At 72.4% G+C, this 21110-nt stretch carries 18 protein-coding genes; 13 read left to right on the forward strand and 5 right to left on the reverse strand.

All coding sequences use genetic code 11. The features are described from left to right. Positions 1-180: 180 nt before the first annotated feature. The 3 genes from hrpA (at position 181) to ABD205_RS16070 (ending at position 6360) form a co-directional block, all read left to right on the forward strand. Entirely contained in the window at positions 181-4083 is a 3903-nt protein-coding gene (gene hrpA, locus ABD205_RS16060; protein ID WP_344046458.1) for an ATP-dependent RNA helicase HrpA, read from the forward strand. Between the two features lie 141 nt (positions 4084-4224). Further along, a complete protein-coding gene (locus ABD205_RS16065; RefSeq protein WP_344046460.1) occupies positions 4225-4815 on the forward strand; it encodes a hypothetical protein in 591 nt (196 codons plus the stop codon). A gap of 177 nt (positions 4816-4992) precedes the next feature. Then, on the forward strand, positions 4993-6360 hold the full coding sequence (locus ABD205_RS16070) for an extracellular solute-binding protein (RefSeq protein WP_344046462.1): 1368 nt from the start codon (positions 4993-4995) through the stop codon (positions 6358-6360). A 151-nt stretch (positions 6361-6511) separates the two neighbouring features. On the opposite strand, the gene ABD205_RS16075 is transcribed toward ABD205_RS16070, so the two are convergent. After that, positions 6512-7810 carry a ribonuclease D gene (locus ABD205_RS16075; protein WP_344046464.1) on the reverse strand — a complete coding sequence of 433 codons (1299 nt, stop codon included), beginning with the start codon at positions 7808-7810 and terminating at the stop codon, positions 6512-6514. After that, positions 7807-8442 (reverse strand): DUF3000 domain-containing protein, encoded by a 636-nt coding sequence (locus ABD205_RS16080; RefSeq protein WP_344046466.1) that lies wholly within the window; start codon positions 8440-8442, stop codon positions 7807-7809. The genes ABD205_RS16075 and ABD205_RS16080 overlap by 4 nt, the downstream gene beginning before the upstream one ends. Positions 8443-8512: 70 nt before the next feature. On the opposite strand from ABD205_RS16080, the gene hemE reads away from it, so the two are divergent. Then, positions 8513-9571: a uroporphyrinogen decarboxylase gene (hemE, locus tag ABD205_RS16085; RefSeq protein ID WP_344046468.1), complete on the forward strand. Its 1059-nt coding sequence runs from the start codon at positions 8513-8515 to the stop codon at positions 9569-9571. A 19-nt stretch (positions 9572-9590) separates the two neighbouring features. Here the strand turns inward: hemE and ABD205_RS16090 are convergent, their stop codons facing one another. After that, entirely contained in the window at positions 9591-10526 is a 936-nt protein-coding gene (locus ABD205_RS16090; protein WP_344046470.1) for a DUF4349 domain-containing protein, read from the reverse strand. An 89-nt stretch (positions 10527-10615) separates the two neighbouring features. On the opposite strand from ABD205_RS16090, the gene ABD205_RS16095 reads away from it, so the two are divergent. The 8 genes from ABD205_RS16095 to hemQ all read left to right on the forward strand — a co-directional run bounded on the left by ABD205_RS16095 (position 10616) and on the right by hemQ (position 18534). Beyond that, on the forward strand, positions 10616-11755 hold the full coding sequence (locus tag ABD205_RS16095) for an LLM class flavin-dependent oxidoreductase (RefSeq protein WP_344046472.1): 1140 nt from the start codon (positions 10616-10618) through the stop codon (positions 11753-11755). After that, positions 11752-12258 carry an NADPH-dependent FMN reductase gene (locus ABD205_RS16100; protein WP_344046475.1) on the forward strand — a complete coding sequence of 169 codons (507 nt, stop codon included), beginning with the start codon at positions 11752-11754 and terminating at the stop codon, positions 12256-12258. Before ABD205_RS16095 ends, ABD205_RS16100 begins: the two co-directional genes overlap by 4 nt. After that, entirely contained in the window at positions 12255-12755 is a 501-nt protein-coding gene (locus tag ABD205_RS16105; protein ID WP_344046477.1) for a flavin reductase family protein, read from the forward strand. The genes ABD205_RS16100 and ABD205_RS16105 overlap by 4 nt, the downstream gene beginning before the upstream one ends. 79 nt (positions 12756-12834) lie before the next feature. Continuing rightward, the gene (gene hemG, locus ABD205_RS16110; protein WP_344046479.1) at positions 12835-14181 is read left to right on the forward strand and encodes a protoporphyrinogen oxidase; all 1347 of its coding nucleotides are present in this window, start codon (positions 12835-12837) and stop codon (positions 14179-14181) included. A 117-nt stretch (positions 14182-14298) separates the two neighbouring features. Further along, on the forward strand, positions 14299-15012 hold the full coding sequence (locus ABD205_RS16115) for a hypothetical protein (RefSeq protein WP_344046481.1): 714 nt from the start codon (positions 14299-14301) through the stop codon (positions 15010-15012). 59 nt (positions 15013-15071) lie between these two features. Then, positions 15072-17138, forward strand: coding sequence for a sensor histidine kinase (locus ABD205_RS16120; protein WP_344046483.1), 2067 nt, complete (start codon positions 15072-15074; stop codon positions 17136-17138). Next, positions 17135-17785: a response regulator transcription factor gene (locus ABD205_RS16125; RefSeq protein WP_344046485.1), complete on the forward strand. Its 651-nt coding sequence runs from the start codon at positions 17135-17137 to the stop codon at positions 17783-17785. The genes ABD205_RS16120 and ABD205_RS16125 overlap by 4 nt, the downstream gene beginning before the upstream one ends. Before the next feature lie 20 nt (positions 17786-17805). After that, the gene (gene hemQ, locus ABD205_RS16130; RefSeq protein WP_344046487.1) at positions 17806-18534 is read left to right on the forward strand and encodes a hydrogen peroxide-dependent heme synthase; all 729 of its coding nucleotides are present in this window, start codon (positions 17806-17808) and stop codon (positions 18532-18534) included. 131 nt (positions 18535-18665) lie between these two features. On the opposite strand, the gene msrB is transcribed toward hemQ, so the two are convergent. Continuing rightward, positions 18666-19070: a peptide-methionine (R)-S-oxide reductase MsrB gene (gene msrB / locus ABD205_RS16135; RefSeq protein ID WP_344046489.1), complete on the reverse strand. Its 405-nt coding sequence runs from the start codon at positions 19068-19070 to the stop codon at positions 18666-18668. Between the two features lie 81 nt (positions 19071-19151). Between msrB and ABD205_RS16140 the strand changes: the two genes are divergently transcribed. Continuing rightward, the gene (locus ABD205_RS16140) at positions 19152-20225 is read left to right on the forward strand and encodes a DNA polymerase domain-containing protein (protein ID WP_344046491.1); all 1074 of its coding nucleotides are present in this window, start codon (positions 19152-19154) and stop codon (positions 20223-20225) included. A 343-nt stretch (positions 20226-20568) separates the two neighbouring features. On the opposite strand, the gene ABD205_RS16145 is transcribed toward ABD205_RS16140, so the two are convergent. Then, on the reverse strand, positions 20569-21102 hold the full coding sequence (locus ABD205_RS16145) for a hypothetical protein (protein WP_344046493.1): 534 nt from the start codon (positions 21100-21102) through the stop codon (positions 20569-20571). Positions 21103-21110 lie beyond the last annotated feature (8 nt).

Consider the following 21110-nt stretch of genomic DNA (forward strand, 5'->3'; position numbering starts at 1 on the left):
GCGCTCGCGTGCGAGGATCCGCCGACTCGGCCTTGCTCGCGTGCGAGGTTGCGCCGACTCGGCCTTGCTGGCGTGCGAGGTTGCGCCGACTCGGCCCTGCTCGCGTGCGAGGTTGCGCCGACTCGGCCCTGCTGGCGTGCGAGGACGCGCCGACTCGGCGTAGGGGAGAATGACCGGGTTATGCCTCACTCCCTGATCCCGCAGCTGGCCATCACCTACCCGGAGCAGCTGCCGGTCACCCAGCGGCGCGAGGACATCGCCGCGGCGATCCGCGACCACCAGGTCGTGATCGTGGCCGGCGAGACCGGGTCCGGGAAGACCACGCAGCTGCCCAAGATCTGCCTCGAGCTCGGGCGGCAGATGATCGGCCACACGCAGCCGCGCCGGATCGCCGCGCGCTCGGTCGCCGAGCGGATCGCCGAGGAGCTGGGGACCGAGCTCGGTGACCTGGTCGGCTACCAGGTGCGGTTCACGGACCGGACCTCGAAGGCCAGCCGCATCAAGCTGATGACCGACGGCATCCTGCTGGCCGAGCTGCAGCGGGACCGCGACCTACGGCGCTACGACACGATCATCATCGACGAGGCCCACGAGCGGTCGCTCAACATCGACTTCCTGCTCGGCTACCTGCGCCGGCTGCTGCCGCGCCGCCCCGACCTCAAGGTCATCATCACCAGCGCCACGATCGACCCGGAGCGGTTCGCGGAGCACTTCGCGCTTCGTGAGGACGGGCAGAGCGCGTCCGCCGACGGCGAGCCCGCTCCCATCATCGAGGTCAGCGGGCGGACCTACCCCGTCGAGATCCGCTACCGGCCGCTCATGGAGCTCGCCGGGGGCACGTCGGAGGCGGACGACGAGGGCGAGCCCGTCGTACGCGACCAGACCGAGGCCGTCGTCGACGCCGTCAAGGAGCTCTCCGCCGAGGGGCCCGGCGACATCCTCGTCTTCCTGCCCGGCGAGCGCGAGATCCGCGACACCGCCGACGCGCTCAACTCGGCGCTCGGCCTCGACCGCGGAAGGAGCACCGGTCTCGTCGAGATCGTCCCGCTCTACTCGCGCCTCTCCGCCGCCGAGCAGCACCGCGTCTTCTCCTCGCACACCGGCCGCCGCATCGTGCTGGCGACCAACGTCGCCGAGACGTCGCTGACCGTGCCCGGCATCAGGTACGTCGTCGACACCGGCGTCGCCCGCATCAGCCGCTACTCCGCCCGGACCAAGGTGCAGCGGCTGCCGATCGAGCCGATCAGCCAGGCGAGCGCCAGCCAGCGCTCCGGCCGCTGCGGCCGCGTCGAGGCCGGCATCGCCGTCCGGCTCTACTCCGAGGAGGACTTCGAGGGCCGCCCCGAGTTCACCGACCCGGAGATCCTGCGCACCAACCTGGCCAGCGTCATCCTGCAGATGGCCTCGCTCGGGCTCGGCGACATCGAGCGGTTCCCGTTCGTCGAGGCGCCCGACCGACGCAACATCGCGGCGGGCGTCCAGCTCCTCGAGGAGCTCGGCGCGATCTCCGTCGGTCGGGTGGCGAGCGCCGGCGAGCGTATCGAGACCACCGGACGGGGCCTCGATACGCCCACTCGACCGACGAGTGGTCCGCAGCTGACCAAGCTCGGCCGCCGGCTGGCCCGGCTCCCCGTCGACCCGAGGCTGGCGCGGATGGTGCTCGAGGCGGACCGGCTGGGCGTCGTACGCGAGGTGATCGTCATCGCCGCGGCACTCAGCCTGCAGGACCCGCGCGAGCGCCCCGGCCCGGACCGTCCGAAGGAGCAGGCGCACGCCGACCAGCTGCACGCCCGCTTCAAGCACGAGTCCAGCGACTTCCTCACCTGGCTCAACCTGTGGCGCTACCTGCGCGAGCAGCAGCGCGAGCTGTCGTCGAGCGCGTTCCGGCGGATGTGCGTGCGTGAGCACCTGCACTACCTGCGCGTGCGCGAGTGGCAGGAGTTCGAGTCGCAGCTGCGCCAGGTCTGCAAGGAGATGGGCGTGGGCGCGGGCCAGCCAGCAGACACACCGGACGAGGACGGCATCCACCGGGCGCTGCTGTCCGGTCTGCTCTCGCAGATCGGCCTGCTCGAGGAGCGCGACAAGCGCGAGAAGCAGCGCGGTCCGCGCGAGTATCTCGGCGCCCGCAACACGCGGTTCGCGATCTTCCCCGGCAGCGTGCTGAGCCGGAAGAACCCGGCGTTCGTCATGGCCGGCGAGCTCGTCGAGACCGGCCGGCTGTGGGCCCGCCAGGTCGCGGCGGTCAAGCCGGAGTGGGCCGAGCAGCTGGCCGGTGACCTGGTCAAGCGCAGCTACTCCGAGCCGCACTGGAGCCGGCGGCGCGCCTCGGTGATGGCGCACGAGAAGGTCACCCTGTACGGCGTACCGCTGGTCGCCGACCGCCTCGTCCCCTACGGCCGGGTCGATCGCGAGGTCGCCCGCGAGCTCTTCATCCGGCACGCGCTCGTGCAGGGGGAGTGGTCCACCAACCACCGCTTCCTGCGTGACAACGCCCGGCTGCTGGAGGAGGCGCGGGAGATCGAGCACAAGGCGCGCCGGCGCGACATCGTCGTCGACGAGCACAGCCTGTTCGACTTCTACGACGGCCGCATCGCTCCCCAGGTCGTCAGCGGAGCGCACTTCGACCGCTGGTGGAAGGACAAGCGCCGGGAGGACCCGGGCTTCCTCACCTTCGACCCGGAGATGCTGGCGCGCGAGGTCGACGTCTCGGACTACCCGGAGGAGTGGCTGGCCGGCGACGCGACCAGCCCGCTGACGTTCAAGGTGAGCTACCACTTCGAGCCCGGAGCGGCCGACGACGGCCTCACCATCGACGTCCCGGTCGGCACGCTCAACCGGGTCGACGGCGAGGACTTCTCCTGGAACGTCCCCGGCCTGCGCGAGGAGCTCGTCACCTCCCTCATCCGCAGCCTGCCCAAGCAGCTGCGGGTGCACTTCGTGCCGGCGCCCGACAAGGCGCGCGACTTCCTCGCCACGGTGCCGCCGGGCGAGGAGGGGCTGCTCGACGCCCTCGAGCGGTGGGCGCGGAGCACGGCCGGCGTGGTCGTGGCGCGCGAGGACTGGGACTGGGCGAAGGTGCCGGAGCACCTGCGGCCGACCTACCGCGTCGTCGACGAGCGCGGGCGCGAGCAGGCGCGCGGCAAGGACCTGGAGGCGCTCAAGGCTCCGCTCGCGGGCGAGTTCGAGAGGGCGATCGCCGAGGTCGCCGGTGACGCGGGACTCACCGCGACGGGGCAGCGGACGTGGACCTTCGGCACACTGCGTCGCACCGTCACCGAGAAGCGTGCCGGCCACGAGGTCACCGTGCACCCCTGCCTGGTCGACGAGGGGTCGAGCGTGGGGCTCACGGTCGTCGGCACGGAGGAGGAGGCCGAGGCGCGCCACCGGCTGGGCGTCGTACGGCTGCTCCTGATCGGCACGCCGTCGCCCACCAAGCGCATCCTCGACTCGCTCACGACGACCGAGAAGCTCGGGTTGGTGGCGGCGCCGTATCCCTCCGCCGGCGATGTGATCGAGGACTGCCGCGCCGCCGTCGTGCGCGCGTTGGTCGACGCGCGACCACCCGCCCGCAGCGAGGAGGAGTACGCCGCACTGCTCACCGCCGTCGGCCCGCCGGCCGAGCACGAGGCGGCCGTGCGTGCGGTCCTCGCCGATGCCCTCCGCGCGCTGGCGGCGCACCGCGAGGCCGACAAGGCGCTCTCGGGGCGGGTGGACATGTTCCAGCTGCCCGCCGTCACGGACATGAGGGCGCAGCTCGACCGACTCACCCCGGCCGGGTTCGTGGCCGAGGCCGGCCCGACGTGGCTGCGGCGCTACCCGACGTACTTCCAGGCGATGGTGATCCGCCGGCGGCGGCTCGACGAGAGCCTGCGCGCCGACGCCGACCTGATGGCGCGGTTCAGCGACCTGCAGGGGCTCTACCTCCACCAGCTCGCTGCGTTGGCCGACGGGCGCCCGCCGGGGGAGCGACTGCGGGAGGTGCGGTGGCTGCTGGAGGAGTACCGCGTGTCCCTCTGGGCCCAGCAGCTCGGCACCGCGGTGAGCGTGAGCGACGCGCGCATCCGCAAGCTCCTCGGCACCTGACCCCGCGGGTCGGGTCCGTCGGGTTTCGCCCGGAGCGACATCGGGCACCATCCCTGCTGGATCGGCCCGAGCGACGGAGGCGTACGGGGGTCTCCGTCGATCCCGGGGCCCCGCCCGGCTTCTCGACGTAGGGTCGTGGCCATGCGCCAGCACCATCGTCCGATGCAGCCGGGGGACCGCTTCTTCGACGCGATCGAGAGCGGCGCCGACCCGGCGCGCGTGCGTGAGGCGGCGGATCAGGCGGCGACGCTGCTGGTCCGCGGGGCTCGCGACGCCGACGATCCCGAGGTGGCCGACCGGCTGTTGCACCTCGCGGACAGCGAGGGCATCGAGACGATCGCCGAGGTCTGGTCGGGGGCTCCCGCCGACACGCTCTCGGGCTGCCTGTGGCGGCTGTTCCTGCTGCGCTCGTGGGTCCACGCCGCGCCGGTCGCCGTGGCGCGCGAGTTCGAGGCAGGTCGTGCCTCGGCCTCCGTGGCGCGGGTGGTCGCCGGGGTCGCCGACCCGCCGGGGCCCGAGCAGCTGCGCGCGATGGTCGACGAGGTGCTGCGGGGCATCGCCGGGAGTGACTTCGCCGACGTGCTCTTCCGCGCGGCGGCGTTCGCCAGGGTCGTCGCCGCCGGCCGGGCGGTCCTCCACGACGCACCCGACGAGGACGTACGCCGGATGCTGGCGCTCTCGGAGCAACTCGAGGAGGCCGGTCACACGGAACTGGAACAAGGACTGGTCTGACACGGTTACAGTGGTCGTGCACGCCGGGCCGCGGCAGCCCCGGGTCCCAATATCAGCCGCTACGAGCGGCCACGCGCCGTGAGGCGCTCCCGGTCCGGCGTGCACCTGGTCCTCGGCGCGTTTGCCGACTCGGTAGGGTGGGCGGGTTGCCCGAACCCCTGAGGAGGACCTGCGTCGATGACACTGCGCACCGCCGTCACCCGCGCAGCCATCCTCGTCGCCGCGCTGTCGCTGGGCCTGTCGGCCTGCAGCGGCGACGCACAGCCGACGACCACGCCCACGGCGTCGCCGCCGACGACGACCACGCCCGTCAACAACCCGGCGAAGCTGACGTTCGGCGTGTGGGGCAGCCCCACGGAGGTCGAGGCCTACCAACAGGTCGTCAGTGACTACAACAGCAGCACCGACCTGGCCGACGTCACCCTGAAGTCGTGGCGCGACGACGCCTCGATGATGCAGTCGATCTCGTCGGGCCAGCCCGTGCCCGACGTCTTCCTCGTCTCGCGCGGCGACCTGCAGCAGGTGGAGGACGGCAAGCAGATCGAGCCGGTCGACTCCTACCTCGACGCCCGCGCCGTCGACATCGGCGACGAATACTCCCGCGACGCGCTCGAGGCCTTCTCCGCGAACCACCACCTGCAGTGCATGCCGTACGCCGTCTCGCCGCGGGTCATCTACTACAACACCGACCTCGTCGACTTCGCGCGGATGAAGGCGACCGGGATCCAGGTGCCCGGCTCGGAGAACAAGAGCTGGTCCCTGTCGGACTTCGAGACCGCGGCGACGTTCGCCACCACCGGCCGCAAGGGTGTGCGGGGCTTCGACATCGACCCGACCGTGTCCGGCCTGGCGCCGTTCATCTACTCCGGCGGCGGCAAGGTCGTCAACGACCAGCAGACCTCGCTCGCCTTCTCCGACAGCAGCACCAAGGCGGCGCTCCAGAAGGTCCTGGGGACGCTCAGCAACCCCCAGCTGACGCTCACGGACCAGCAGCGTGCCAGGCAGCCCGCGCTGAAGTGGTTCGAGCAGGGCCGCCTCGCCATGATCGCGGGCGACCGCAGCCTGGTGCCGCAGCTGCGCGGGGTCAAGGACCTGCACTGGGACGTGATGCCGATGCCCACGGTCGACCATGCCGCGACCGTCGGTGACTTCACGGGCCTGTGCCTGTCCAAGTCCTCCAAGCGGATCGAGGACGCGGCCGACCTGCTCGTCGCGCTCTCGTCCGAGGCGATGGTGAAGACCGTCGCCCAGACCGGCTACATGGTGCCGGTCAACCAGCAGGTCGCACTGTCGGAGGACTTCCGGCAGCCGCTGCTGCAGCCGCTGCACGCCGCGGTCTTTGTCAACAGCGTGCGCAACATGCAGATCCTGCCGCTCACCCAGCAGTGGGCGGCGATGGAGCAGGCGGTGTCCACGCCGGTGAAGGAGCTGCTCGAAGGCGGCCCGACCGTCGACCTCGACACCCTCACCGCGCAGATCGATTCGCTCTCCCAGCCGGTGCTGGCGCCGCTCTCCGCGTCGCCGACTGCGACGCCCTCGGACTGACCGCCGAGACGTCAATCCCCGCGGCGCGAGACGTCAATCCCCACGGCGCGAGACGTCAATCAATGCGCACCGGCAGTCACTGCGTGACCCGATTGACGTCTCGGACCGTATGGATTGACGTCTCGGACCGGACGGATTGACGTCTCGGGCCCTACGGATCGACCTCTCGGGCCGTGGGGATTGACGTCTCGGCGTCGAGGATCGCCGTGGTGAGCAGCGGAGCGGTCAACGCGATCTGCCAGCCGCGCGCGCCGTACGCCGACAGCTGGGCCGTGACGCTGTCGATGAGGTCGCCCGGATCGCGGGTCGACGGCGGCGTCCAGAGGGTGCGCCGCAGGAAGTCGGGGGTGAGCAGGTTCTCGACCGGCACGCTCAGCCGCTCGCTGAGCTCGGCCATCGCGTCCTTGGCCAGCGCGAGACGGCGCGCGGCGACGGGGTCGCGGTCGGCCCAGGCGCGTGGAGTCGGGGGACCGTCGCCACGGGGCGCCCGGGCCGGGAGCTCGTCCTCGGGCAGCTCGGCGGCGCGGTTGAGGGCGGCGAGCCAGCGGCTGGCGTACCGCTCCGCGCCGCGGCCGTGGAAGCCCTTCGTCGCCAGGAGCGAGCTGCGGTCGGTGGGCAGCTCGGTCGCGGCCGCCACCAGGGCGGAGTCGGGCAGGATCCGTCCGGGCGTGACATCGCGCTGTTGCGCGATCGCGTCGCGCGCCTCCCACAGCTCGCGCACGGCCGCCAGCCCGCGACGACCGCGGACCTTGTGCGTCCCGGACGTCCGGCGCCATGCCTCGACCCTGGCCGTCGGCTCGAACGAGCGCAGGAACTCGAACTCCTGGCGTGCCCACTCGGCCTTGCCCGCGGCCTCGAGCTCGCCCGCGAGCGCGTCACGCAGCTCGACGAGGACCTCGACGTCGAGGGCGGCGTACTCGAGCCAGGACTCCGGCAGCGGCCGTGTCGACCAGTCCGCGGCGGAGTGCTCCTTGAGCATCGAGTAGCCGAGGACGGTCTCGACCAGGGTGGCGAGGCCGACACGCGGGTAGCCCAGCAGTCGGCCGGCGAGCTCGGTGTCGAAGAGCGCGGCCGTGGGGCGCAGCCCGATGTCAGCGAGGCAGGGCAGGTCCTGGGTGGCGGCGTGCAGGATCCAGTCGTTGCCGTCGAGGGCCTGCTGGAGCGGCACGAGCGTCGTCAGCCCGATGGGGTCGATGAGCCACGTGCCGGAGCCCTCGCGGCGCAGCTGGATGAGGTAGGCGCGGTTGGAGTAGCGGTAGCCGGAGGCGCGCTCGGCGTCGATGCCGATCGGTCCGGTGCCGGCCGCGATGGCCGCGCACGCCGAACGGAGGCCCTCGTCGGTGTCGGTCACCCGCGGCAGTCCGTCACGCAGCGTCAGCAACGGCGCCGGAGGTGCCTCGGGCTCGACCGCGACGTCGGCGGGCTCGTCGGGAGCGTCGTCGGAGCTCATCGGCCGCGCTGGCCACGACGGCTCGGCATGACGGCCACGCCATCGGGGACCGGAGGCAGGCCGACGGCGGTGCAGAGCAGCTCGCCCCAGGCCTCGACGTGCGCACCGACATCGAGTACGCCGTCCTCGCCCGCGTCCGGCGTCCACGACGCTCGGATCTCGAGCTGGGCGGTGCCGCCCTCGTCCGCCATGCCGCCGAAGCTCTCCGTCGCGACCCGCGTGACGGTGCCGGAGGCGGCGATGTAGGAGGCGTCATGGGCGGCCAGCGCCTCGAGCAGCCAGGACCAGCCGACCTCGCCGAGCATCTGGTCGGTGATGAGCTCGACGTCGATCTCGGCACGGGCGTAGGCCACGCACCGGAACGTGCCGCCGCCCCACGCGTCGTTGCCCGCGGGGTCGTGCAGCAGGATCAGCCGGCCCGTGCCCATCTCGGTGTCGTCGACGGTCACGTCGGCGCTCAGCGCCGACGCGTACGGCGCGATCCGCTGCGGCGCCGGCATCTCCTCGCAGAAGATCTCCGGGCGCAGCGTCGCCGACTGCATGGCGAGGACGGCCGCCCGGAACTCCGACGGCACCTCGCTGCTCCCTGAGGACGCACCCGTGCCCGGGGGCGTCTCCTGACGCACCACCATGCCCCCACCCTAGGTCGGCATGACTCGTACGGATGTGCGAACACGCCGGAGCGAGTGCGACGATCGCACCGTGACAGCAGCACAGGGCCTCGCCGACTCCGCTTTCCTCAAGGCCGCGCGCGGTGAGGCTGTGCCGCACACGCCCGTCTGGTTCATGCGACAGGCGGGGCGCTCGCTGCCCGAGTACCTCAAGGTGCGCGAGGGGGTCGGCATGCTCGAGTCCTGCCTCGACGCCGACCTGACCACGGAGATCACGCTGCAGCCGGTCCGGCGGTACGGCGTGGACGCGGCCATCTTCTTCTCCGACATCGTGCTGCCGCTCAAGGCCGTCGGTGTCGACCTGGACATCAAGCCCGGCGTCGGGCCCGTCGTCGCCCGTCCCGTGCGCACGCTCGCCGACGTCGAGGCGATCCCCGACCTGACGCCCGACGCCGTCCCGACGATCACCCGGGCGGTCCGGCAGCTGGTCGCCGAGCTCGCCGGCATCAACGGGGGCACCCCGTTGATCGGCTTCGCAGGGGCGCCGTTCACCGTGGCGTCGTACCTCGTCGAGGGCGGGCCGTCCAAGGAGCACGCGCTCACCAAGGCGATGATGTTCGGCGCGCCCGACGTGTGGGACGCGCTGATGCGCAAGATCGCCGGCATCTCGGCGGCCTTCCTCGAGGTGCAGGTCGCGGCCGGGGCGTCGGCCGTCCAGCTGTTCGACTCCTGGGCCGGCGCGCTCACGCCCGGCGACTACGCCACCCACGTGATGCCGCACTCGGCCGACGTGCTCGCGCGCGTGGGCACGCTCGGCGTGCCGCGGATCCACTTCGGGGTCGGCACCACCAACCTGCTGACGCTCATGGGCGAGGCGGGCGCGGACGTCGTCGGCATCGACTGGCGCACGCCTCTCGCCGACGGCATCGCCCGCGTCGGCGGTCCCGAGGGCCACTGCGTCCAGGGCAACCTCGACCCCACGCTCGTCTTCGCGCCGACCGAGGTGATGCTCGCCCGTGCCGGCGAGATCATCGAGGCCGGCCGCTCCGCGCGGGGCCACATCTTCAACCTCGGCCACGGCGTCATCCCCTCGACCGACCCCGACCAGCTCAAGCGCCTCACCGAGTTCGTCCAGGCCTACCCCGTCTAGCCGCGACGGGTCCCGCGGGTCAGGCGGGCTCGGCAGGAGGCGACGTACGCCGGCTCCGGCGGACGGCCAGCCAGATCGGGATGCCGATCAGGAGGGCGACCGGCACCCAGGGGAGGACCGCGCCGGCGACGGTCGCGACGCCGATCGCGAAGCCGCTCAGGGCGTGCCACCCGGCGCTGAGCCCGGCGACGAAGCCCGCCTTGTCGGCCGTCTTCGCGGTGTGGTGGACGACGGTCGGGCGGTCGATGGTGACCGAGATCGTCGACAGCGCCGTCTGGTCGGCGAGGTGAGCCTGCTGGCGCAGGAGCGAGTTGAGGTCGGCCTCGCGCTGGGACAGCTGCGCCTCGATCGCCATGATGTCGCCGATCTTCTCGGCACGGCTGAGCAGCGTGGTGATCCGGTCGATGCTCGCCCGAGCGGACTTGACCCGCTCGTCGACGTCGATGACCTGGGTCGACACGTCCTCGCTGGTGGTGTTGGAGTCGACCAGCTCGGCGACCTGCTCGAGGTCGGCCATCGCGTCGTCGAACGACCGGGCCGGGATGCGCAGCACCAGCCTCGCGTAGCCCATCTTCTTGTCGTCCGCGGTCGTCGTCTCCTGGTCGGTGACCTGGCCGCCGTACTTGTCGGCCACGTGCTGCGCGTCCGCGCGGGCCTTGGCGACGTCCTTCGCGTGCAGGGAGACGCTGCCGGTGGAGATGATCGAGGGCTGCTCGACCGTGGGCGCGGCCTCCGCGCCTGATGCGCCGGCGGCGGCCCCCGGAGCAGCGGCAGGTCCGGCCGCCATGTCGGCCGCCTGGCGGCCGGCTGACGACGCGGTGCTGTGCGACGCGGAGCCGGAGGAGCTCGAGGACTCGGAGGTGCCGCCGGAGGAGCCCGACGAGCACCCGGCGACGAGGAGGAGCGGGACGGCGAGCGCGGCCGTGGCGCGGGCGACTGTGGTCAGCATGTCCATGGGACGAGCGTGCGCGGGATCCGGTTCCAGGACTGCTACGCTCCATTAAGTCAAGAAAGATAATCGACAATGGGGTGAAGGAGAGTGGCGTGAAGTTCCACTGGTTCCTCCCGACCAACGGCGGCGACGGCCGGGCCGTCGTGGGCGGTGGCCACGGTGCCACGGTGGTGGGCGGAGGCCGGCCGGCCTCGGTGCCCTACCTGGGTCAGATCGCGCGCAGCGCCGAGCAGCTCGGCTTCGAGGCGGCGCTCACGCCGACGGGCGCCTGGTGCGAGGACGCGTGGATCACGACCGCGATGATCAGCAGCCTCTCGGAGCGGCTGAAGTTCCTCGTCGCATTCCGGCCGGGCGCCGTGTCGCCGTACCTCGCCGCGCAGATGGCCGCCTCGTTCCAGAACCTCTCCGGCGGCCGGCTGCTGCTCAACGTCGTCACCGGCGGCGAGGACGCCGAGCAGCGGATGTTCGGCGACTTCCTCGACAAGGACGCCCGCTACGAGCGTTGCGGGGAGTTCCTCCACATCGTCCGCTCCCTGTGGGCCGGCGACCGCGTCACGTTCCGCGGCGAGCACCTCGCGGTCGAGGACGCCGTGCTCCAGCTCATCCCCGACCCGTTGCCCGAGATCTACTTCGGCGGCTCGTCACCGGCGGCGATCGAGGTCGCGGCGAAGCACGCCGACGTCTACCTCACCTGGGGCGAGCCGCCCGCCGCCGTCGCGGAGAAGATCGGGCGGGTCCGCGCACGCGCCGCCGCACACGGTCGCGAGATCAGGTTCGGGATCCGGCTGCACACGATCGCCCGCGACACCTCCGCGGAAGCCTGGGCCGAGGCCGAGCGGCTGCTGAGCCAGTTCTCCGAGGAGCAGATCCGCCTCGTCCAGGACAACCTGCGACGCAGCCAGTCCGAAGGGCAGCGCCGCATGCTCGAGCTCAACGGCGGCACCTTGGACGGCCTCGAGATCCACCCCCACCTGTGGGCCGGCATCGGCCTCGTGCGCGGGGGAGCCGGGACCGCGATGGTCGGCAGCCACGCCGAGATCGCCGACCTGATCGAGCAGTACGCCGCCATCGGGATCGAGGAGTTCGTGCTCTCCGGCTACCCGCACCTGGAGGAGGCGTACCGGTTCGGCGAGGGCGTCCTGCCCGAGCTCGTCCGCCGCGGCCTGTGGGAGGGCCCGGTCGCCCGGCACACCGCGACCGTCCCGTTCGCGGGGAAGGCGGCAGCATCGTGAGCGCCCCGGTCACGGCCGTCGTCGTCGGCAACCCGAAGCCGGCCAGCCGCACGCTCGCCGCCGCGACGTACGTCGCCCGCTCGCTCGCGTCGGCCGAGCCCGACCTCGTCGTCGACCTGGCCACCCTCGGTCCCGCGATCCTCGACTGGTCCGACGACACCGTCGCCGGGCTGGTGAAGGAGGTGGGCGCGGCCGACCTCGTCGTCGTCGCGAGCCCGACCTACAAGGGCGCCTACACGGGGCTGCTCAAGCTGTTCCTCGACCGCTTCGCCGGTGGCACCGGCCTCGGCGGCCTGGCCGTCCCGCTCATGCTCGGCGGCAGCCCCGCCCACGCGCTCGCCCCCGAGCTCACCCTGCGGCCCGTGCTCACCGAGATCGGCGGGACCGTCCCCGGTCGCGGCCTGTACGTCGTCGACTCCCAGCACGACGACCCCGCGGCGTACGCCGACTGGCTGGCCGCGACCTCGCCTGTCGTCACCGCGTTCCTAGGAGCCCCCGCATGAGCCTGCAGACCAACCAGGACCTCGACCCCAGCCGGCTGCGGCGCGCGTTCGGGATCTTCCCGAGCGGCGTCGTCGCGGTGGCCGCCGAGGTCGACGGCCGGCTGCTCGGGCTGGCCGCGAGCTCGTTCACCTCGGTGAGCCTCGAGCCGCCGCTCGTCTCCTTCTCCGTCGCCAACACCTCCAAGACGTGGCCCGACCTGCGGCGCACCGCCCATCTCGGCGTCACGATCCTCGCCGACCACCACGGCGAGGTGTGCCGGCAGCTCGCCGGGCCGGTCGACGAGCGGTTCGACGGGATCGCCGTCAGCGCCACCGACGACGGTGCGGTCACGCTCGACGAGGGGCTGGCCCGGTTCGACTGCACGATCTACGACGAGGTCGAGGCCGGCGACCACCTCATCGTGCTGCTCCGGCTGCACGCCGTGGAGCACCCGGAGACCGGCAGCCCGCTGATCTTCCACCGCTCGGGCTTCGGCCGGCTGGCCGAGTCCGCGTGACCCCCTGACCCCTCGCGCGGCGGCGGCGACTGCACCCCGTCGCTGCCGCGCGAGGCTCCCTTCTGGGACACTGACGCACGTGGTGGTCGTCGTCGTGGGTGCTGGCATCGCCGGGCTGGCGGCCGGGCGCTTCCTGGCGGACGGCGGCCACGAGGTCGTCGTACTCGAAGCAGGGGAGCAGGTCGGCGGCAAGCTCCGGCGTGCCTCCGTCGCGGACGTGACGGTCGACGTCGGGGCCGAGGCGATGCTCGCCCGGCGTGCCGAGGGCACGGACCTCGCACGTGACCTCGGACTGCCGGTCGTGCACCCGACGAAGGCGACCTCGAAGCTCTGGGTCGACGGCGCCCTGCGCCCGCTGCCTCCGACGCTCATGGGCGCTCCCATGGACCTCGACGCGCTCGAGGCGTCGGGCGTGCTCAGCCCCGACGGGATGGCGCGAGCCCGTGCGGAGGCCGACCTCGGACCGGCCGACCCGCTCGGCGACGGCGACACGAGCGTCGGCTCGATCATCGACGCACGGTTCGGGCGCGAGGTCACCGACCGCCTGGTCGAGCCGCTGCTCGGGGGCGTGTACGCCGGCCGTGCCCGCGAGATCTCCGTCAAGGCCGCCGTCCCGAAGCTCGCGGCGCTCCATGACCGCGGACCGCTCACCCCTCAGCTCGCCGTGCTGTATCGACCAGGGGGACAACGAGGGAGCGACCTGCCGGTCTTCGCCGGCATCGACGGCGGCATGGGACTGCTGCCCGAGGCACTCGCCGCCGGGCTGGAGGTCCGCACCGGCCGACCGGTCCGCAGGATCGTGCGCACGGCGGGCCGACTCACCGTCGAGACGCTCGACGGCTCCGAGGCCGCGGACGCGGTGGTGCTCGCCACGCCCGCGCACGCGACCGCCCACCTGCTCGACGGGGCGGCGGCCGACCTCGCGCTCGTCGACCATGCGTCGGTGGCCGTCATCACGCACGCGTTCCGGATCGAGGACTGGCCGCTCGGCCACGACACCAGCGGCTTCCTCGTCCCGCCCGACCAGCGCCGGCGGATCAAGGCCTCGACGTTCTCGTTCGCCAAGTGGGACTGGGTCCGTCGGGCCGGCGAGGCCCGCGGTGTCCTGCACGTCCGGACGAGCATCGGCCGCGCCCGCGAGGCGCACACGCTCGACCACACCGACAACGAGCTGGTCGCGCAGTCGCTGGCCGACCTCGCCGAGGCGACCGGGCTGCGGGCGGCGCCGGTCGACACCCACGTCCAGCGCTGGCCGCTCGGCCTCCCGCAGTACGCCGTGTCCCACACGGCCAGGGTCGCCGCGATGCGCCGCGCGGTGTCGGACGTGCCCGGCCTGGCGATCGCCGGGGCGGCGTACGACGGTGTCGGCATCCCCGCCGTCATCGCCTCGGCCCGCCGCGCGGCGGACGAGATCATGTCCCGCTGACGCGGCGGCAGAGGCGGGCGAACCTTGCCCCGTTGTCCCTGGGCCCCGGGACAACCGGCCCGCGAGGGTCTTCTCAGATCGGCAACGACGCCGAGCACGACATCTGAGGAGAGCACCATGAGCACCCACGTCACCACCCGACACCCGGCCCGCGACGACGTCACGTTCGGTGGCGGGACCGTACGCCCGACCCGGTCGCGGCGCTGGTCGATCGCCGGCATCGGCGCCGGCCTGAGCGGTCTCGGCATCCTGGCCACGACCACGATGGTCAACGGCGTCTACGACCAGGACCTGGCCGGACATCCCCAGGCGATCGCGGACAAGATCGCGGGCCAGACCGGCGCGATGTTCGCCTTCCACTCGATCGCGGTCGTCGGCGCGCTTCTGCTGGTCGTCTTCGGCGTCGGGCTCTTCCACCGTCTGCGGGCCGTGGCCGCCGACTCGGCCGCCCCGCTGATCGCGCTCGCCGGTCTGCTCGGCACGGCCGTCGTGGTCGTCCTCGGCTCGGGCCTGGACACCGAGTTCATGATGAGCCTGAGCTTCGACGACAGCTCCGTCGACGTCTACAACACCGCGCTCTACAACCACTGGATCGGCACGATCCCGTGGGTGTGGGTCCTGTCGGGTCTCGCCGGCCTGGCCACCTTCTCGGTCTCCCGCCTGGGCGGCGTGCCGCGCTGGATCGGTCGCGTCGGCCTCGTCCTGGGCGGGCTGACGTTGCTCCTCGGCATCTCGCCGCTGGAGTACATGGCCGGCCTCACCGGCGCGCTCATGGTTCTGGTGACCGCGGTCGGCTTCACGTTCGGCGACAAGCAGTTCCGCCACCAGTGAGCCCGACCGAATCCGCCGGTCCGGCCCCGGCGGGGCCGGACCGGCATCACAATGGCCCAGTGCACCCGTCCGGCGCCCGACGCCCGGTCGCCCTGTGGGCGGCCGGGTCGGTCGTGCTGGTCACGCTGGCGGCGTTCGTCGCCACGGTGCTGCTCGACCTGCACACCGACACGGCCGGACCGGGCGCGCAGCTGGTCCAGGGCTGGGGCTGGAGCTACGCCCTGCTCGGCCTGCTGCTCGCGGTCCTCGCTGCGCTCGTCCTCGTCAGGTCACCGGGCCAGGGAATCGGGTGGGGACTGGCGCTGGCCGGGCTCTTCTGGTCCGTCGACGCTCTGAGCCAGTCCTACGCGCGTTTCGCCGTCCGGGCCGACGACGCGCTGCCGCTGGCCAACCTGGCGCTCTGGTCCTTCAACCGTCTCGGCGCCTTCCTGCCGCTCGCCGGTGCGCTCCTCCTGCTGCTCTTCCCGACAGGGCGGTTCCTCCCGGGCCGCTGGCGCATCGCCGGCTGGGTGACCACCATCGCGATGGGCCTCGCCGCGCTGCTCGTCGTCCTCGCCCCGGCCGAGGGCGTGCTGCCCGACGTGGCGCTGCCCCCCGAGGTCGACGTCGACTGGGGCGCGCTCCCGCTGCCGACCGGCCTCTCGCACGGCGCCGTCTCGGCCAGCATCGCGGTCCAGGTCGCCGGCCTGCTCTCGGCGATGCTCGCCGTCGTCGTCCGCTACCGACGCGCTCGCGGCCTGGACCGGGACCGGATGCGGTGGCTGCTGTGGAGCGTCGTCGCGATCGCCCTCGTCCTGGTGGTCTCGGTGGGCCTGGAGGTCCGCGGGCTGGGCGACGCCGCGATCTTCGTCATCATGCTGCTGCCGGCCGTCGCCATGACGATCGGCGTCGTCGACCCGCAGCTGGTGGCGATCGACGACCTCCTGGCGCGCACGCTCGTGTATGCCGCGCTGGCCGCCGCCATCCTGCTCGCCGACCTGGTCGTCCTCACCGCACTGACGGCGGTGCTCGACGACTCGCTGACCGAGCGTCAGCTGGTCCTCGTCGTGCTGTTCGTCTCGGTGCTCCTCTACGCGCCGCTGCGCAGCCGGCTGGCGCGGTGGGTCCAGACGCTCCTGCTCGGCAAGCGCTCCGACCCCTACGACGTCGTCGCGAGCCTGGCGTCCACGCTCGAGTCGGTCGACGAGGGCCCCCAGCAGCTCGCCGCGGTCGCGCGTGCGGTGGCGACCGCGTTCCGGGTGAGGTACGTCGCCGTCGAGGTCGACCGCGGCGACGGGGAGCGACTGGTCGCCACCCACGGCGCCCGCCCGACGCAGGTGCGCAGCACGCCCATCCTCTTCCGAGGCGACGAGGTCGGCCGGCTGGTGCTGCCGGCCCGCGGCCCGCGCAGCCGCCTCTCGCGCCGCGACGAGCAGCTGCTCCGCGACCTCGTGCGCCAGGCGGCGACGGCGGCCCGCACCAGCGGCCTCGCCGAGGAGGTGCAGCGCAGCCGCGAGCGACTCGTCAGCGCCCGCGAGGAGGAGCGCCGCCGGATCCGCCGGGACCTCCACGACGGTCTCGGGCCGGTCTTGAGCGGGGTCGTCTTCCAGCTGGAGAGTGCCCGGCTCCTGGTCGAGAAGGACCCCGCCACCGCGGGCGTCCGCCTGCGGGAGGCCAGCCGGACGGTGCAGGAGGTCGTGGCCGACGTACGGCGCCTGGTGCACGACCTGCGCCCGCCCGCGCTCGACGACCTCGGCCTCGTGGGCGCCCTCCGGCAGCTCGCCGGCCAGCTCGAGCGCGGCGGCCCCGAGATCGCCGTGAGCGATGGCGGCATCGGGCCGCTGCCGGCCGCGGTGGAGGTGGCGGCGTACCGGATCGTCGCCGAGGCGCTGACCAACACCGTCCGGCACGCCCGGGCGGAGCGGGCCGACGTACGCCTGTGTGCGACCGACGGCGCCCTGCGGCTCGAGGTCGCCGACGACGGCAGCGGCCTCGGCGCTGACGTGCAGGCAGGCGTCGGGCTGCGGTCGATGCGCGAGCGCGCCCTCGAGCTCGGCGGGCGCGTGGAGGTCGCCTGCCCGCCGTCCGGGGGCACGGTCGTGACGGCGACGCTCCCGATCGCAGGAACCGCAGGAGGAGAGAGATGACCGACATCCGCGTGCTCGTCGCCGACGACCACCAGATCGTGCGCGACGGGCTGAACGCCCTGCTCGGTGCCCTCGACGGCGTCGAGGTCGTCGGCCTGGCCGCCGACGGCGTGGACGCGCTGCACCTCGTGGACGAGACGACTCCCGACGTCGTCGTCATGGACATCCAGATGCCGCGCCTCGACGGGCTCGAGGCGACCCGCCGGATCACCGCACGCCACCCGGGGGTGAGGGTGGTGATGCTGACGATGAACGAGGACGACGAGACCGTGCTCGCGGCCATCCGCAACGGCGCGAGCGGCTACCTGCTCAAGGGCTCCGGCGCGGACGAGGTCCAGCACGCGATCCGCGCCGCGGCCGCGGGTGGGATGGTCTTCGGCGCGTCACTGGCGGCCAAGGTGGCGTCGTACTTCTCCGGCGCTGTCCGGGCCGAGGCGTCCGAGCCCTTCCCCGACCTGACCGAGCGCGAGCGGCAGGTGCTGCGGCTGCTCGCCGCGGGGCGCTCCAACGACCAGATCGCGGGGGAGCTGTACGTCTCCTCGAAGACGGTGCGCAACGCCGTCTCGGGCATCTACGCCAAGCTGCACGCGGCCGGGCGGGCCGAGGCGATCGTCAAGGCACGGGAGGCCGGCTACGGGCGCGACTGAGCGCGTCGAATAATGGTGGCATGACCGAGACCGACCCCCAGGCACACATCCAGTCGAACGCCGCGCGGATCAACGAGCTGAACGAGACGCTCCGCTACACGATGTGGTCGGTCTTCCGTCTCGAGGACCGCTTCGGCGAGGACGCCGACCGCAAGCGGGAGACGGTGGAGGTCGAGGAGCTGCTCGCCGAGCTGGCCGCCGAGGACGTCGTGGTGCGAGGGGTGTACGACGTCGCCGGCCTGCGTGCGGACGCCGACGTGATGGTCTGGTGGCACGCGAGCTCGTCCGACCAGCTGCAGGCGGCGTACCACCGGCTGCGTCGCACCCGCTTCGGCACGCGCCTGGTGCCGGTCTGGTCGCAGATGGCGCTGCACCGCCCGGCCGAGTTCAACCGCAGCCACCTCCCGGCGTTCCTCGCCGAGGAGCGCGCGCACTCCTACGTCGCGGTCTACCCGTTCATCCGGTCCTACGAGTGGTATCTCCTCGAGGACACCGAGCGTCGCCGGCTGCTCGCCGAGCACGGCCAGATGGCCCGCGACTACCCGGACGTGCGCGCCAACACGGTGCCGTCGTTCGCGCTCGGCGACTACGAGTGGATCCTCGCGTTCGAGGCCGACGACCTCTCGCGCATCGTCGACCTGATGCGGCACCTGCGCGGCTCCGAGACGCGCCGCCACGTGCGCGAGGAGGTGCCCTTCTACACCGGCCGCCGCGTCGACGTCGCGGAGCTGCTCGACCAGCTCCCCTGACTGAAGACGCCGAGAGGTCAATCCAAACGGCTCGAGACGTCAATCCGTAGGGAAGACCGCCGGTACTCCCGGCGGTCTTCCCTACGGATTGACGTCTCGAGCCGTTTGGATTGACCTCTCGGCGGGTGGGGTCAGGCGTTGTCGGCGGGCTCGAGCGAGATGCTGATCGAGTTGATGCAGTAGCGGTCGCCGGTCGGGGTGCCGTACCCGTCGGGGAAGACGTGGCCGAGGTGTGATCCGCAGTTGGCGCAGCGCACCTCCACCCGCTTCATGCCGTGGGAGTCGTCCTCGAGGTACTCGACCGTGTCGGTCAGCGGCTGGTAGAACGACGGCCACCCGCAGCCGGAGTGGAACTTGGTGTCGGACTCGAAGAGCTTCGCCTGGCACGCCTTGCAGCGGTAGACGCCCTTCGTCTCGGTGTCGGTGTACTCACCCGTGAACGCCCGTTCGGTGCCTGCTTCTCGCAGCACCTGGAACTCCTCGGGGCTGAGCTGCTCACGCCACTCGGCGTCACTCTTGTCGACGTTGTAGGCCACGGCTCGAGTCTACGCGGAGCGTCATACGCCCCGGCTGCTGACACTGCCACCTCGTACGACGTCCCCGATAGGTTGAGGGCCATGGCGAAGACACCCTCCGCGGAGGTGCAGGCGGGCGGCCGCGCGGTGCGCATCTCGAGCCCCGACCGGGTGGTCTACGAGGCCACCGACCGGACGCCGGAGGTCACCAAGCTGATGGTCGCGCAGTTCTTCGCGGACGTGGGCGACCGGCTGATGCGCGCGATCGGGGAGCGGCCGGTCGCGCTCGAGCGCTGGCCCGATGGGTGGCGGGAGGGGATGCGGCTCGCCACCGGTCCGACCGACCGCGAAGGCGACGGCTTCTACCAGAAGCGCGCCCCGAAGGGCGCCCCCGACTACCTCGAGACGGTCCAGGTCGCCTTCCCGAGCGGTCGCAGGGCCGACGAGATCTGCCCGACGGAGCCCGCCGTGCCGGTGTGGTGCGCCCAGATGGGCGCCCTCACCTTCCACCCCTGGCCGGTACGACGTCCCGACGTCGACCACCCCGACGAGCTGCGCATCGACCTCGACCCGCAGCCGGGCACCACGTTCGCCGACGCCGTCCGCGTCGCAGGCGTCGCGAAGGAGCTGCTCGACGAGCTCGGCATCGCCGGCTACCCGAAGACCAGCGGCAACCGCGGTGTCCACATCTACGTCCGGATCAAGCCGGAGCGGCCGTTCGAGGACGTCCGGCACGCCGCGATCGGCTTCGGCCAGGAGCTCGCACGGCGCGACGAGGGGGTCACGGTCAACTGGTGGAAGGAGGAGCGTGGCGAGAGGATCTTCGTCGACTTCAACCAGAACAACCGCGACCGCACGATCGCGTCCGCGTACTCCCTGCGACCGCGCCCGGGCGCGCCCGTCTCCACCCCGCTCACGTGGGCGGAGCTGGCCGAGCTGAAGGACCCGCGCGAGCTCAACCTCTTCACCGTGCCGGACCGGATGACGGACGCGGACCCGTGGGCGGGCATCGACGACCGGGCGCACGACCTCGACCCGCTGATCGCCCTGTGGGACGGCGTCGAGCAGAGCTTCCCGCCGGACTACCCCAAGATGCCGGGGGAGCCGCCGCGGGTGCAGCCGAGCAAGAAGGTCGCGGCCCACTGGGACGAGGACGGCAACCGCGTCGAGGGCTGAGGTCCAGGGCTGAGGTCGAGGGCTGAAATAGTCGAGAGCCCGCCGGCCATCCCCCGATTGCCAGCGGGCCCTCCACGAGGCACCGCGCCGTCCGCGCCCCTGACGCGGTTGCCGCTTCAGGAGCGGACCCCCTGGTGCTTCGACGGCTCTGCCGCGCATCCTCCGTGGAGGCGACGGCGACTCGGCCGTGTCGGGCAGTCCCCCCGGACACTCCCGACACGCCAAGAGTAAAGAGCGGCCTGCCAAGTCAGGTCCACGCAGCCGCCAGCGATCGGTAACAGATCGACAACCGCGGCTCGACGACCTGGGCGACGACCTGGGCGATGACCTGCGCGTACGCCGCTCAGAGGCCGGTGATGCCTTCGCCCTCGCCGGCCTGCTCGTCGAAGGTCTCGTGCTCCAGCAGGTGCAGCACGGGGACGCCGATCTTGCGCCGCGCCTGCGACGACCAGTCGACGTGGAAGAACTCCGCGACGACGTGCGGGCGGGTGAGGATGATCGCCTCGCGGCCGTCGACCTCCGCGACCTTGGCCTTGAGCGCCTCGATGGGGGAGGCGTCCACGACCTGGCCCTCGGCGGTCGCCCCGGCGGTGCGCAGCGCGCCGAGCGTGTCGGAGAGCTCCGCGGTGGCACGGTCGAGGCAGTCCTTGCGTACGGCGTCGAGATCGACCTCGTTGACGAGCAGCGACGGCGTCCCCAGGATCTCCCCGCCGTTCAGCGTGCCGAGCGAGGCCTCGATCCTCGCGGCTGCGTCCTCCATCGGGAGGATCACGTGATAGGCCACGGGCTCGTCGAGACCCTCGTGCAGCGACCGCACCTGAACGGCGTCCGCTGAGGAGAGCGCCTGCTCGACGAGAAGCACGACGTCGTAACTCATGTCTGCAA

The organism is Nocardioides panacihumi (genome assembly GCF_039530925.1).
GTDB lineage: Bacteria > Actinomycetota > Actinomycetes > Propionibacteriales > Nocardioidaceae > Nocardioides > Nocardioides panacihumi.

Bases quoted from the DNA above. Each gene is read 5' to 3' on its own strand.
- hrpA (WP_344046458.1), top strand. From the start codon at position 181: ATGCCTCACTCCCTGATCCCGCAGCTGGCCATCACCTACCCGGAGCAG.
- ABD205_RS16065 (WP_344046460.1), top strand. From the start codon at position 4,225: ATGCGCCAGCACCATCGTCCGATGCAGCCGGGGGACCGCTTCTTCGAC.
- ABD205_RS16070 (WP_344046462.1), top strand. From the start codon at position 4,993: ATGACACTGCGCACCGCCGTCACCCGCGCAGCCATCCTCGTCGCCGCG.
- ABD205_RS16075 (WP_344046464.1), bottom strand. From the start codon at position 7,810: ATGAGCTCCGACGACGCTCCCGACGAGCCCGCCGACGTCGCGGTCGAG.
- ABD205_RS16080 (WP_344046466.1), bottom strand. From the start codon at position 8,442: ATGGTGGTGCGTCAGGAGACGCCCCCGGGCACGGGTGCGTCCTCAGGG.
- ABD205_RS16090 (WP_344046470.1), bottom strand. From the start codon at position 10,526: ATGGACATGCTGACCACAGTCGCCCGCGCCACGGCCGCGCTCGCCGTC.
- ABD205_RS16105 (WP_344046477.1), top strand. From the start codon at position 12,255: ATGAGCCTGCAGACCAACCAGGACCTCGACCCCAGCCGGCTGCGGCGC.
- ABD205_RS16115 (WP_344046481.1), top strand. From the start codon at position 14,299: ATGAGCACCCACGTCACCACCCGACACCCGGCCCGCGACGACGTCACG.
- ABD205_RS16125 (WP_344046485.1), top strand. From the start codon at position 17,135: ATGACCGACATCCGCGTGCTCGTCGCCGACGACCACCAGATCGTGCGC.
- hemQ (WP_344046487.1), top strand. From the start codon at position 17,806: ATGACCGAGACCGACCCCCAGGCACACATCCAGTCGAACGCCGCGCGG.
- ABD205_RS16140 (WP_344046491.1), top strand. From the start codon at position 19,152: ATGGCGAAGACACCCTCCGCGGAGGTGCAGGCGGGCGGCCGCGCGGTG.
- ABD205_RS16145 (WP_344046493.1), bottom strand. From the start codon at position 21,102: ATGAGTTACGACGTCGTGCTTCTCGTCGAGCAGGCGCTCTCCTCAGCG.